We start from the raw sequence: 12,923 nt of genomic DNA, 5'->3' as shown, positions 1-12,923 counted from the left end.
ACTTACCAATCTTAATAAACAACATGCAATTATTATCCAACAGAATTTTAAACATGGCCACTTCTGCTACGCTGGCCATGGCTGCAAAAGCCAGAGAGCTTAGAGGCGAAGGAAAAGATATTATAGGCTTAAGCCTTGGCGAGCCAGATTTTAATACACCAGATTTTATTAAAGAAGCAGCAATACAAGCAATTAACGACAATTACAACTCGTACACTCCCGTTGATGGTTACGTAGAGCTAAAAGAAGCCATAATTACCAAGTTTAAACGCGATAATAATTTAACTTACAGCCTACCCCAAATTGTAGTTTCTACAGGAGCCAAACAATGTTTGGCCAATGTGGCTGCAGTTATGCTTAACGCAGGAGACGAGGTAATTTTACCATGCCCGTATTGGGTAAGTTACGCAGATATTGTAAAGCTAAACGACGGCATCCCGGTAGAGGTAAAAACATCTATCGATACCGATTTTAAAATGACTGCTGCTCAACTTGAAACGGCCATAACGCCTAAAACCAAAATGATCTGGTTTAGCTCGCCCTGTAACCCTAGCGGCTCTATTTACAGTAAAGAAGAGTTAAGGGCTTTAGCCGATGTGTTGGTTAAAAATCCTAATATTTATGTGGTTTCAGATGAAATTTACGAACACATAAACTATATTGGCGGCCATGCAAGTATGGCGCAGTTTGATGATATGTACAACCGCACCATTACCGTTAACGGCGTATCTAAAGCATTCGCTATGACTGGTTGGCGTGTAGGCTATATTGGCGCACCAGAAAAAATTGCCCGTGCTTGTAATAAAATGCAAGGGCAAATTACCAGTGGCACCAACTGTATTGCGCAACGCGCAGTAATTACCGCTTTAAACCAACCGCCTTTGCGTGTACAATATATGATTGATGAGTTTAAAGTACGTCGCGATTTAATCTTGGGCTTATTAAACGATATTGAAGGCTTTAAAACCAATATGCCAGAAGGCGCGTTTTACGTATTCCCGAATGTATCTCATTACTTTGGAAAAACATTACGAGGTAAAACCATTAACAACGCAACAGATTTTTCTTTGTATTTGTTGGAAGAAGCGCTTGTAGCAACCGTAACCGGAGATGCTTTTGGCAATCCAGATTGTATCCGCATTTCGTATGCCGCTTCTCAAGAGCAAATTACTGAAGCTATAAAACGTATTAAAGAAGTACTTAGCTAAAAACTTAATCCGGATTACATAATCTCAAGACCTGAAGAGCATTAATACTTTTCAGGTTTTTTTTATATTAAAGCATAGAGAAAAAACAAGAATGAAATTATTAACAAGATCGCTAATATTAGTTTCTTTCTTATTTGTTTTTCCTCTCGTTTCATGTTTTCTTTTATCTCAATCAATTGCTCGGGCGTAGCGTTAGGGAATTCCTTTAGTTGTAAATTGGCATAACTGCCCGATAAAGCATTCTTCCTATTCTTTTTTAAAAGATTTCTGTTGTTCTTTAAAGAATTATTGGCAGCTGCCATAGATCCTTCTCCACCCATAACTTCTAAGATTTAAAAACGAAATAAAATTAACAAACAACAAATCCATGTTAATTGATTTCAATAAGTTAAACTTCATTTTCAAAATTAATTGAAATATAATTGGTTATAAATCATAATAACTTACTTCATACAAGTAGAAAATTTCAAATAAATGTTACACTACAATAAGTTAAAATGATGGTAAGAATAAATCACCTATAAATAAATGCAATTGCGATACATTGACATGGTGTAGATAATTGAATCAAGTTGATAATACTATCTTATTAAATGCTATAGATTACAAAAACGAATTATCAAATTACACGCAAAAATTCTTTTTAACGGTTTTTAAATATGAATGTGTAAAGAAAAAATACCTTCTAATTTAATTTCTTTTCTCTTTTGTATTCATAAACTGAAAGGAGACCGGCCAAAACAAAAAGAATGCTGGCTTTTATATAATCGTCAATAGGTAATAAACGGTCTATATTCAAAAGCAATATAACCACAACAATTGATACTAATGCTACTAATTTTTTCAAGGCTAAAATTTTTAAGGTTAAGTTTTTTAAGTTTCTAATCTTTATCAATAGTTATACCAAAACACATTTTATTTAAAATATTGGGTACACTTTATATGATAATTAATAAATTTGGGTAAAAAAAACATTACAAAATTAATGATAATAATCAATGTATAAACGTAATCTTACAAAAAAAATTGTTAAATTTAATATGATTTTATCTGTTTCGCCAAAAGAAAGGCGTAAACAATATAAGTACCGTAAAAAGTTCTAAACGGCCAATAAGCATTAAAAAACTACACCACCATTTGCCAATTAAAGGCAAATTTGCATAGTTGTTTACAGGGCTAAATTCTCCCAAAGCAGGTCCTACATTACCTAAACTTGAAGCTGCTAGCCCAACAGCAGATTGAAAATCTATTTCCATTAAAGAAAAGCCCAAAGCCCCAACAATAAAAGATAGCATATATAAAATAAAAAATGCGAGTACATTAAAAACAATATCGCCAGAAATAGATTTTGTATTATAGCGTACCGGTATAATGGCATTGGGGTGTAGTGTGCGCTTAAATTCCAAAAAACCGTTTTTAATCAATATTAAATGCCGCACCACTTTTACGCCACCAGAGGTACTACCTGCCGATCCGCCTAAAAACATAAGGCCAAAAAAGAATACAACTAAAAAAGGGGTCCACATGGTAAAATCTGCGGTTACAAAACCCGTAGTTGTAATTACAGAAATAACTTGAAAAAGCGCATGCCTAAATGCACTTTCCGCTTCTCCCCAAACCATAGGATATAGAATTGAGGATGCCGATATATCTGCCCTAAAATATATAATAAGTGCAGCTATTACCGTAAAAACAGCTATAAATTTAAAATAGAGCTTAAACTCTTCATCTTTTATTATTTTCTGTACTTTTCCTTTAAAGGCAAAATAGCTTAATACAAAATTGGTACCTGCCAAAAACATAAAAACAATAATAATGTATTGAATAATAGGTTGGTCGTTCCAATGGGCTACACTAGCGTTTTTTGTTGAAAAACCACCGGTTGACAAGGTGCATAATGCATGGTTTATAGCATCAAAAAAAGACATGCCCGCTGCTTTTAGCAATATAGTTTCGGCGGCAGTGTAGCCAAAATAAATAAGCCACAAACGTTTTGCGGTGTCTGTAATTCTAGGATGCAATTTATCGGCGCTTGGACCTGGGGCTTCGGCTGCAAACAACTGCATGCCTCCAATTCCCAGTAATGGTAAAATAGCAATAGCGAGCACAATAATGCCCATGCCACCAATCCAATGGGTTAAACTACGCCAAAACAAAACCCCTTTCGGCACCGCTTCAATATCGTTTAAAATAGTAGCTCCAGTAGTTGTAAAACCAGACATGGTCTCGAAAAAAGCATTTGTAAAACCAGCAATGCTACCTGTAAAAATATACGGTAAAGTGCCCGATAAGGCCATAATAATCCAGCCAAAGGTTACTACAATATAACCTTCGCGCTTATTCATTTCTTTTTTGTGGCGTCTGGTTAAAAACATAAGCAAACTTCCTGCTGTTAATGTTAAAATGCCTGCCAAAAACAATGGGAGCGTAACTCCATCTTTATAAATTAAACTAACAAGAGATGCCAACAATACAAAACCACCATTAAATAGCAGAAGTAATCCGAAAAAATGAAAAATGATTTTGTAATTAAGTTTCATTATTTTAGAGAAATAGTCTTTCTACGCTTTTTATAGATTTAAGCAAACTGCAAATCACAACACGGTCGCCTTCTTGTATTTTAAAATCCCCCAAACCAATTAACCCCAAACCGTCTCTAATAACACCGCCAATAATGGCAGTTCTTGGAAAGTCTATGTCTTTTATAAATTTATTACATATTGCCGATGTGGCTTTAACCTCAAACTCCAATAACTCGGCGTTCATGTTATTTAATTTGGTCATGGCAACGACTTCGCCTTTACGTATATACCTAAAAATATTGTTTGCTGCCAAAAGCTTTTTATTGATAAGGGTATCTATGCCAATAGATTGCGACAATTCAAAATAATCCATGTTTTCAACCAAAGCAATGGTCTTTTTCACCCCTTTGGATTTTGCTACCAAACAAGACATTATATTGGTTTCAGAATTATCGCCAACCGCAATAAATGCGCCCATATCACTAATGCTTTCTTCATCTAAAATATCAACATTTCTACCGTCGGTATTAATCACTAAAACATTTGGTAAAGCATCGGCAATATCAAAAGCACGCTCTTTGTTTTTTTCCAAAAGCTTAACTTTAAAACCTTTTTCGCAAAGTTCTCTGGCCGATTTAAAACCTATTTGGGTACCACCAAGTATCATTACGTTTTTAATCTCTGTGTTTTCTTTTCCGGTAAGCTTACAAAGCTCTTCGGCACCACCTTCAGATGTTACAAACACCACGTTATCGCCTTCTTTAAACAGGGTATCTCCACGTGGAATAATGGTAAATTGAGTTCCCGCACGCTGTATGGCAATAGGCACAAAGTGAATTTCAGGGAAAATTTTAGCAGCCTGTTTTACCTTTTTCCCAACAAACGAAGCCTCTTTAGATAAGGTTAAACCCGCCATGGTAAGCGCACCATCTTCAAACTCGTAATTATCGTTAAACGACGATTGCTTTAACGACAATTCTATCTCTGAAGCGGCCAAGGCCTCAGGCGAAATAAGCTCATCTATACCAAACCTTATAAATCCAACTTCATCTTTATGACTTATAAATTCCGTATTGGAAATCCTAGCAATAGTGCGTTTAGAGCCCAATTGCTTAGCCAAAACACAAACCGTTATATTGGTCGTTTCAGACGATGTAACACTTATCAACAAATCGCTTGTAGTTACCTGAGCCTCCTTTAAAATAGCAATAGAAGTAGCATCGCCCTTAATCACTTTAATATCCAAATGGGTATCTGCATAGGCAAGACATTCCTTGTCGGTGTCTATTAAAGTAATCTCTTGAGATTCATAAGACAATAATTTTGCTAAATGAAATCCAACTTCACCAGCTCCAGCAATAATTATTTTCATTTGTGATTTATCATAAAAAGTATAACAAATATACTATAAAAACCATAGTGTATTATTATTAAAACAAAAAGTTGTGCGCCTTACCTAATAAGCAGCTACTTGTTCTCTCTGCAAAACAATAGCAAGAAATAACTTTAATGTAAATCACAAAAAAAATTATAAACTGTTTTTGTTATTTCGTTTTTTATAATTGTCCTATTCAGTTCATTCTTATTACCGAACCCATTTTAAGGCATCAATCTATTAAAAATTGGTTTTTTCTAAATCGGTTTTTGCCTGCAACAGCTTTTTACTGTCAAGTCTTCTACCGGTCAAGGTTATGTGATAGCGGTTTTGTTTGATGTATTGCAACTCTGAAAATTGGATATTTTTAACACGCTCTTCTTTTAATAACATCCTAACACCTTGATGGTCTTGGGTTTTTGCCCAATTATTATCCCCTTTGTTGTTTACCTCCATAGAAATCATTTTATGGACGGCATTGACATGCCCAAAACCATAATTTCCGGCACCATCCAAAATTTGGACTATAATGTTTTCGCTTTCATGATTAGGGTTTGTACTTACACTATAGGTTCCTACAACGGTTTGCGGTGCTGGCGAATCTGAACTTCTTAAAGGCAAACCTGCCAATTGTTTAGGCAGTTTAGCCTTGAGTTGGTCTATTTGCAATGGTTCTGTTGTTATCAAGTTTTGTTGCCAAGAACCAACTTTAGTTGAATTTTCAAGTTCATCCATCTTTTCTTCAAACACATTATTTTCCTTATCTGAAGATTGCTTGCATGAACTTGTTGCAAATAAGATGGAAATCAGTATCAAAAAAATGGGCCTCATAAGGTTTTGGTTTTAAAATTCAACATATACAAGTCATTTTGTTTTTTCCTATTGTTTAGAAATATTTTGCAATCCATTTAATACCATCTTCTGCTTGAACATTTTTAACTACAACCTTACTGGGTTTATTGGAGGTAACTTTCGAATTCATTTTATGAATATCTTCAATGGTATAGGCTATAACATTCAATCCTGCTTCTAGTTCCAATTGATAGTGGTAGCTGGCGTTTACCGTCTCTTCTGAAAACTGAAATGTAGTAGCGCATTCGGTTTTAAGTGTGGTGGCTTCAGCAACGTAAACCATTTCGTAAAATGTGCCCTCAACGGGATTGTTGTAGGCTTCGTCTTCCATCCAATGAATCAACCGCTCATCGGTAACGGGAAACAACACGCCCACATAACGGTTTTTGTGCCACAGTGTAATGGGGCTTATACTGGTAGCCATAACATTTGGATACTCGGGTTCGTCTTGCCCAATGCAATTAAAACGGAGTGCGTATTTAAAATCGTCAGCTACCATTTGTTTTTCCGCATCGGCAGATTGAAAAGCTTCTTTTTCCGGAAAATTGAATTCCAAAGTACCATTGGCGGTTAATTTTCCAATGTTTACAGCGCTGTCCATCCCCATAGGCCAAAGTACTATGTCCATTTCGGGCATATTCTTTAACGGGTTTTCAAGCTTTCCAGTATGGGTTTGTGTATGCCCTAAAATACATAGAAGTAGACCAAGAAATGTAAATAATTGCTGTTTCATTGTATGTTTTTTAATATTTGTAGAATTGTTATTGTAAACCTCAAAGCAGTCAAAAACGAAACATTTTTAATGGTTGGTTATCATTTGTGAAAAGTGCTTCGTTTTTCGTGTCTTACACCTAAAGATGACAGCCTTAAACTTAATTACTGATAACCAATTTTTTATAGGTTATTTTATCCTTTTGGGCAATGCGTACCATGTAGATGCCGTTGGTAAAATTGGTTGTGTTAATGGTTTCTATTCCTCTATTTGCGTTGATTGAAAACACTTCTTTTCCCGTAATGTCAAAAACTTTTATGTCCGTTTCTCCATAGGGTAGATTTGTTAAGGTTACCAAATCGTTGGCTGGGTTGGGATATAAAGAAACCCTTGAAACTTCGCTGTCTTGAATGCTCATGGTGTTTGTGAATTTCATAACGGACAATTCGAAACCGTAGCCAGTATCACTAAATGCTACAATTGGTTCATTATTACTGTTAAATACCAAAGAAGTGTAGTATATTTGTTCATTGGAAAAACCTTGGTTTCCGACTGTTTCCCAGCTACTACCGTTAAATTTTTTAACGGATCCCCAATAAAAATAACTACCATCTGAATAGGCTACATAAGGTTCGTCGTTAGAGTTTAGTGCCATGGAAATATAATCTTGACCACCACCCGAATAACCTGATAATCCAACGTTTACCCAATTGGTGCCATTAAACTTCTTAACTGAACTTTTATCTATATAATCATAAAAAGCTATATATGGCTCATTGTTACTACTAAATGCTAGGGAAGTATTCCACGCTTTTCCTGTTGAAAAGCCTGGTGTTCCCACATCTACCCAATTGGTACCATCGAACTTCATTACTGTTGCCTTTTCTGAATTGCCAAAATCTTTATAAGAAATGTGTGGCACATCATTGTTGCTAAACTTAAATGAAATAAAGTCGGCCTTACCAGCAGAGAAACCTGGTGATCCAACATATACCCAATCAGTGCCATTAAACTTCATTACGGTTGCTTTTTGTGAAAATGAGGCATCGGCAAAAGCTATATATGGTTCACCACTATTGCTAAACGCCAATGAGGTAAATTGTGTACCACTTGTTGAAAAACCGGGAATACCAACATTAACCCAATTGGTTCCGTCAAATTTCATAACGGTAGCCTTGAAATCATTCCCATGGTCTGTATAGCTTACATAAGGCTCATCAGTATTACTGAATACCAAAGAGATATACGAAACCATTTGTGCCGAGAAATCTGGTTGCCCAACACCTATCCAATCGGTTCCATCGAACTTCATGACTTCAATATGTGCAAAATTACCACTTCCACCACGAAAAGCGACATAAGGCTCGTCGGCACTATTAAGAGCCATCGAAGAATAAGTCGAAACTCCAGTTGAAAACCCTGGCGTACCCACATATTCCCAACTTTGTGCAATGGACAATGGTATAGTGCATAGTGTTAAAACTATAAAAAATGTAAAATTGTGTAGTGTTGTTTTCATATTTGTCATGTTTTAATTTAATCTAAAAATCAATCAACCTTAAACGAAAGCGTGGTATTTATGGATTCTGAATTTATCTTTACAGGTTTCATTTCCAGTTGTATTTCATAATTTCCTGGAGCGAGTTTGCCTTTGTTTTTAATGGTTGTTTTTGAAGCAACGGAATAAAATCGAAAGCTTCTACGGGAACATACATATCACCCGGTAACCATGGCCAATCGTTACGGCTGCTGCTCCCAATGGCTTTTCCGTTATGGGTAATGATAGTTTTTATTTGAAAGAGCACTAGATCCTCGTTTCCCGAATTATTCTTAAATCGGAATAGAATTTTGTGCTTGCCATCCCTAAAGTTTTTGAACAGAGCCAACGGTTTATCTGATTTTAATGTAGTGCTTTCGTCCCAACCTTCCACAATAAGTTTTCCAAAAAGTGATTGACCAAAGCTTTCAGTGCTAAATAAACAGCACAAAAAAATAAATATATAGACCATGGTTCTAATACTTGTTCTTTTATACCTCTTAATTGATTATAGTTTTAAATAATCTTTGGTGCTAAACTTATAGTCTAAAGCTTCAATGGCCACACACGCCATAGTTCCAGAAGTGTTTTTCTTGCCTTTGTTTGTTTTATCGATCATTTCCATATGCATCAAAAGTGCACCCTTATAATTTTTGAATTGTTCTTTTATAGGTTCGGGATAGCGGTCCATTTCAGACTTGAAAACTTGGTCAAAACTCACAGGAGCATCTACCGTAAAATAGGATACAAATGCATACGCATCATTTTCAAACTTTTTACCTATGCAATCGTAACCTAAAAATGTTTTGTTGGGAAGGTCTTTTATGGTTGAATTTTCTAACGATGGCGCTTTTATATCGTCAATATCCTCTAGGTTTTCGTTCATATCTAAAGAAGTTGCCGTTACCACTTTGTTGCCGCCGCTTTCCATGAACATATAGGTAGTATTTAGATCATCATCTATAACCATAAAAAAAGGGACGCCTGCATTCATTTTCATACCCATATATGTGGCTTCTGGCTGGAGAAAATAATCGATGTCCATATCGCCGCTGGAGGTGGTCATTTTTAATTGGTACCTATATGAAAATTGATAAGAATCTGGAACATTTTTGGCATCTACCTTTTTGCCCTTTGCCTGAGGACTATTGAGGTTAACATCAAAAATTTTGTCTAAAGAATTAGAAGCTTTTTCGGAAGCTTTTTCGGCAGTTTTCTCAACAACAGTCTGTTCCACCTTCTCTTCAATCCTTTTCTTGAGTTTTTTTAAAAATTGAGCCTCTGAGGTTTGTGTAAAACCCACCACCAACAAAAGGAATATTATGTACCTTGACCTTTTCATAATTATTGTTTTGAAACAAACTTAACCATCAATAGTTGTTTTAAAAACACGTGTTTAGAATTTGGCAGATTCCATTTAGAATTTGGAAAAAGTAGCTTTGGCTAACCAAATCCTAAACCCAGACAGCCAAATTCTAAATTTTGTATAAAGGAGTAAAAATCATTTTTTATATTGTAAATTATTGAACGTTTAGATGATTTTGGTTTTAGAATTAGAATACGTAAAAAAATGAAATTCACCCTTCATTGAGTTTTAATTGCAAAGCAAAATGTTAATTTGGGTGTTACATACATCCTTGGAAAGAATAATTACTAATACATGAAAAAAGCGGTAATAATTGGTGTTTTCTTCATTTTAAAATGTCTTGCTATATCTGCGCAGATAAATGCTGATACTGTTGCTACAAAATTAGATCTCATAAACCATCCTGAAGTAAAAGCACTTAAAACCAATAGTAATGTTACTTTCAAAACTATTTTAGGCACCAATAACTGGAAGGCTTACGATTCTACTTTCGCTGTAGATCGCGAAACAGCAGTTTGGATTAATTTCAAACTAAAAAACACCTCTCAAGATAGTCTCACAACGTATCTTTTTTACGGTAGTTTTTACATCGACATATATTTTGAAAAAGAAAATGGTTACGAACATTACAAAAATGGTTACTTCAGGCCAGTAAACCAACGTTCCGAACCTAAATCCTACTTCTTTACAGAACTCACACTCACATCATCTCAACAGGCGCAATGTTATATAAAATTGAGTTCTCATAACGATAAGAAAAATTTCACTGCTCCCATTTTGTTCTCAAAACTTGGGTATTTGGAGTTTATGGACAATGTTCAACAAGCACATTCTCCGCCAATAGCGTTTATCTACGTCTATTTGGTTTCGCTGTGCTGTATCGCCCTATTTACACTGGTGTTTTGCTTTCGTTTGAAAAAACAAATCTATTTCTATTACATTGGGTATCTGTTTTTCCAAATTGTTTATGCGTTTCTGGTTTTACAGAACACTCCTGCAACCATAGCAAACCTTGCTCAGCATTTTCCTTATTTTTCGAACCTGATTTCAGAATCTATACAATTTATCTTTATTGGTTTTTACATATATTTTATACTGCATTTGCTTACTGTAAAAACCTTTAGCCTTAAACTTGCCAAAGCCTTAAAAATATTGGCTATTGTTTGCTTTGGGTATGCCATATTGTGGTTTGGTTTTAGTCTTTTTCATTTCGATTCGGAAGTCAGAAGAATTGCATCCATCATTGTTCGTACCGTTGTTTTACCATTTAATCTGTTCTTGTTTTTTTGGATAATTTACAAAGTAAAACATCCATTGTTGAAATATTTTGTTGTCGGACAGAGTCTTTTTTTTGTAGGTTCTGTCCTTTCATCCATTGTTTACTACAATGGCTTACACCAAGTACCCAATGGCATTTTTAATTTTAGGCACTCTCAAAACATCATCTTTATGGCAGGGCTATTGGGCGAAGTGCTCTGTTTTTCAATAGCTTTGGGCGAAAGCATGTTTCTTGTCCAAAAAGAAAAAGAAAAGACGAGCCAAAAATTAATTGAGCAATTACAGCAAAACCAGATTATGGAAAGCAATATGCGCAAGGAATTGGATAAGCAAATTAACCAAAAAACCGAAGAACTGGTACAACTCTATTCAGAAATAGAAAAGCAAAAAGAAGAACAGTTCAAGAAATCGTTTACCGAACGGCTTCGGAATATGGAAATGTTGGCATTGCGCTCACAAATGAATCCACATTTTATATTTAACAGCCTTAATGCCCTTAAAAGTTTGGTAATGCAATCACGAGAGGAGGATGCCGTTAATTATTTAGATGATTTTTCGATACTGCTACGTACCATCTTGCAAAACAGCAGTAAAAATATCATTACCGTAGAAGAAGAGCTCGAAATATTAGTATTATATCTTTCTTTGGAAAAAAGCAGATTGGGTAATAATTTTTCTTACCACATCCAATGTAATTCCCGTGAAGCACTATCTCAATATACCATACCGCCATTGTTGCTACAACCTTTTGTGGAGAACGCTATTTGGCATGGACTACACCCAAGTAGCAAACCCCAAAAAAACCTTTCAGTGATATTCGACACCTCCAAACAGCTTAAAATTATAATTGAAGACAATGGTATTGGAAGAATGGAGAGCGGAAAAGCAAAAAAAATGCACCAACCTCTGGGAACCAATATCACAAAAGAGCGATTAACCTTGTATAACCATATAAGCCATACCCAAATGCAACTGAATATTTTAGACCTTGAAGAGAATGGTGTACCTTCAGGTACACGTATAACCATAACATATATAGATTAGGCCATGGTAAAAATTATTATTATAGATGATGAAGTACACTGTGTAGATGTGTTGCTCAATCTTATTAAAAAAGCGCATCCTGATTATGACATTTTAGGCGCCTTTTATAATCCTTTAAAAGGTTTAGAATTTATTAAAGATAATCCACCAGACCTTTTGTTTCTGGACATTGAAATGCCCAATCTTAATGGTTTTGCTTTGTTAGATAAAATGCTACCCATAGATTTTGACATTATTTTTACAACAGCTTATAACAAATATGCCATTCGTGCCTTTGAGTATAGTGCTATTAATTACCTATTAAAGCCCATTACAGAAAAAAGTATTGTACAGGCCTTATCAAACTGGGAAAAAAGGCGTAAAAAAATCACTATGGAACAATGGCAGTTGTTACAGAAAAATGTAAACAGTTCAGGAAATAGCGCTTCTAAAATAGCATTGCCTACAGGAGTGGGCTACCATATTGTAGAGATAAAGAATATTTCACGCTGTGAATCGGACAATAACTATACCTATTTCTTTCTTGAGGGCGAACGTAAGCTACTCATTTGTAAATCTCTCAAGGAAATAGAGGAAATGCTTCGCTATTATGGTTTTTTACGTGTGCACCAGTCCCATTTAATCAACCCACAATTTGTTAAGGCCATTCTAAAACAGGACGGAGGAACTGTACTTATGAGCGACGGCAAGGAAATTCGCGTCTCAAGGGCAAAACGCAGTGAGATAAGCGGTATCTTGGAGTCCATGTTACGCTTTAAGTATTGAAATATTACTGCTATAATTCAAGTATGTATAATAAAGAATGACATTAAAGCATATTAACACAACGAAAGCGAAGGCTTATTCTCATATTATGGAAGAATCCTAAAAACAAAAAGTCCCCAACAAATAAATGTTGGGGACTCCAAAAAAGGCAACGACCTACTCTCCCACAAATGCAGTACCATCGGCGCTAACGGGCTTAACTTCTCTGTTCGGAATGGTAAGAGGTGAGCCCCGTCGCTATAACCACCTTAAGCTTTAGTCCCG

The 12,923-nt window shown here is 35.4% G+C and carries 12 protein-coding genes and 1 rRNA gene; 3 read left to right on the top strand and 10 right to left on the bottom strand.

Going from position 1 to position 12,923, the window contains the following annotated elements; all coding sequences use genetic code 11:
• Positions 1-23: 23 nt before the first annotated feature.
• Entirely contained in the window at positions 24-1,208 is a 1,185-nt protein-coding gene (locus ACFSQS_RS00065) for a pyridoxal phosphate-dependent aminotransferase (protein WP_388012167.1), read from the top strand.
• A gap of 62 nt (positions 1,209-1,270) precedes the next feature.
• Here ACFSQS_RS00065 and ACFSQS_RS00060 read toward each other — a convergent pair whose 3' ends face one another.
• The 9 genes from ACFSQS_RS00060 to ACFSQS_RS00020 form a co-directional block, all read right to left on the bottom strand.
• Positions 1,271-1,528 carry a hypothetical protein gene (locus tag ACFSQS_RS00060; protein WP_388012164.1) on the bottom strand — a complete coding sequence of 86 codons (258 nt, stop codon included), beginning with the start codon at positions 1,526-1,528 and terminating at the stop codon, positions 1,271-1,273.
• Positions 1,529-1,893: 365 nt separating this feature from the next.
• Entirely contained in the window at positions 1,894-2,055 is a 162-nt protein-coding gene (locus ACFSQS_RS00055) for a hypothetical protein (RefSeq protein WP_388012161.1), read from the bottom strand.
• A 199-nt stretch (positions 2,056-2,254) separates the two neighbouring features.
• Positions 2,255-3,748, bottom strand: coding sequence for a TrkH family potassium uptake protein (locus ACFSQS_RS00050; RefSeq protein WP_388012158.1), 1,494 nt, complete (start codon positions 3,746-3,748; stop codon positions 2,255-2,257).
• Positions 3,749-3,752: 4 nt separating this feature from the next.
• Positions 3,753-5,102, bottom strand: coding sequence for a Trk system potassium transporter TrkA (trkA, locus tag ACFSQS_RS00045; RefSeq protein WP_388012155.1), 1,350 nt, complete (start codon positions 5,100-5,102; stop codon positions 3,753-3,755).
• Positions 5,103-5,345: 243 nt separating this feature from the next.
• Positions 5,346-5,936 carry a hypothetical protein gene (locus tag ACFSQS_RS00040; protein WP_388012152.1) on the bottom strand — a complete coding sequence of 197 codons (591 nt, stop codon included), beginning with the start codon at positions 5,934-5,936 and terminating at the stop codon, positions 5,346-5,348.
• A 55-nt stretch (positions 5,937-5,991) separates the two neighbouring features.
• Complete coding sequence (locus ACFSQS_RS00035) at positions 5,992-6,690, bottom strand: hypothetical protein (protein WP_388012149.1); 699 nt, start codon at positions 6,688-6,690, stop codon at positions 5,992-5,994.
• A gap of 139 nt (positions 6,691-6,829) precedes the next feature.
• On the bottom strand, positions 6,830-8,188 hold the full coding sequence (locus tag ACFSQS_RS00030) for a T9SS type A sorting domain-containing protein (protein WP_388012146.1): 1,359 nt from the start codon (positions 8,186-8,188) through the stop codon (positions 6,830-6,832).
• A gap of 88 nt (positions 8,189-8,276) precedes the next feature.
• Positions 8,277-8,678, bottom strand: coding sequence for a hypothetical protein (locus tag ACFSQS_RS00025; RefSeq protein ID WP_388012143.1), 402 nt, complete (start codon positions 8,676-8,678; stop codon positions 8,277-8,279).
• A 36-nt stretch (positions 8,679-8,714) separates the two neighbouring features.
• Complete coding sequence (locus tag ACFSQS_RS00020) at positions 8,715-9,548, bottom strand: DUF4412 domain-containing protein (RefSeq protein ID WP_388012140.1); 834 nt, start codon at positions 9,546-9,548, stop codon at positions 8,715-8,717.
• Positions 9,549-9,866: 318 nt separating this feature from the next.
• On the opposite strand from ACFSQS_RS00020, the gene ACFSQS_RS00015 reads away from it, so the two are divergent.
• On the top strand, positions 9,867-11,894 hold the full coding sequence (locus ACFSQS_RS00015) for a histidine kinase (RefSeq protein WP_388012137.1): 2,028 nt from the start codon (positions 9,867-9,869) through the stop codon (positions 11,892-11,894).
• A 3-nt stretch (positions 11,895-11,897) separates the two neighbouring features.
• Positions 11,898-12,659: a LytR/AlgR family response regulator transcription factor gene (locus ACFSQS_RS00010; RefSeq protein ID WP_388012134.1), complete on the top strand. Its 762-nt coding sequence runs from the start codon at positions 11,898-11,900 to the stop codon at positions 12,657-12,659.
• A 143-nt stretch (positions 12,660-12,802) separates the two neighbouring features.
• Here ACFSQS_RS00010 and rrf read toward each other — a convergent pair.
• A 5S ribosomal RNA gene (gene rrf, locus ACFSQS_RS00005) occupies positions 12,803-12,910 on the bottom strand.
• Positions 12,911-12,923: the final 13 nt, after the last annotated feature.

It is taken from the genome of Gelatiniphilus marinus (assembly GCF_042684345.1).
In the GTDB taxonomy this organism is placed as follows: Bacteria; Bacteroidota; Bacteroidia; order Flavobacteriales; family Flavobacteriaceae; genus Gelatiniphilus; species Gelatiniphilus marinus.
The sequence above is the reverse complement of the archived record's forward strand: the minus strand, read 5'-3'. Positions and strand labels throughout refer to the sequence as shown.

Coding starts and splice junctions, on each gene's coding strand:
- ACFSQS_RS00040 (WP_388012152.1), bottom strand. CDS start 5,936: ATGAGGCCCATTTTTTTGATACTGATTTCCATCTTATTTGCAACAAGT.
- ACFSQS_RS00060 (WP_388012164.1), bottom strand. CDS start 1,528: ATGGGTGGAGAAGGATCTATGGCAGCTGCCAATAATTCTTTAAAGAAC.
- ACFSQS_RS00010 (WP_388012134.1), top strand. CDS start 11,898: ATGGTAAAAATTATTATTATAGATGATGAAGTACACTGTGTAGATGTG.
- ACFSQS_RS00065 (WP_388012167.1), top strand. CDS start 24: ATGCAATTATTATCCAACAGAATTTTAAACATGGCCACTTCTGCTACG.
- ACFSQS_RS00050 (WP_388012158.1), bottom strand. CDS start 3,748: ATGAAACTTAATTACAAAATCATTTTTCATTTTTTCGGATTACTTCTG.
- ACFSQS_RS00035 (WP_388012149.1), bottom strand. CDS start 6,690: ATGAAACAGCAATTATTTACATTTCTTGGTCTACTTCTATGTATTTTA.
- trkA (WP_388012155.1), bottom strand. CDS start 5,102: ATGAAAATAATTATTGCTGGAGCTGGTGAAGTTGGATTTCATTTAGCA.
- ACFSQS_RS00015 (WP_388012137.1), top strand. CDS start 9,867: ATGAAAAAAGCGGTAATAATTGGTGTTTTCTTCATTTTAAAATGTCTT.
- ACFSQS_RS00030 (WP_388012146.1), bottom strand. CDS start 8,188: ATGAAAACAACACTACACAATTTTACATTTTTTATAGTTTTAACACTA.
- ACFSQS_RS00025 (WP_388012143.1), bottom strand. CDS start 8,678: ATGGTCTATATATTTATTTTTTTGTGCTGTTTATTTAGCACTGAAAGC.
- ACFSQS_RS00020 (WP_388012140.1), bottom strand. CDS start 9,548: ATGAAAAGGTCAAGGTACATAATATTCCTTTTGTTGGTGGTGGGTTTT.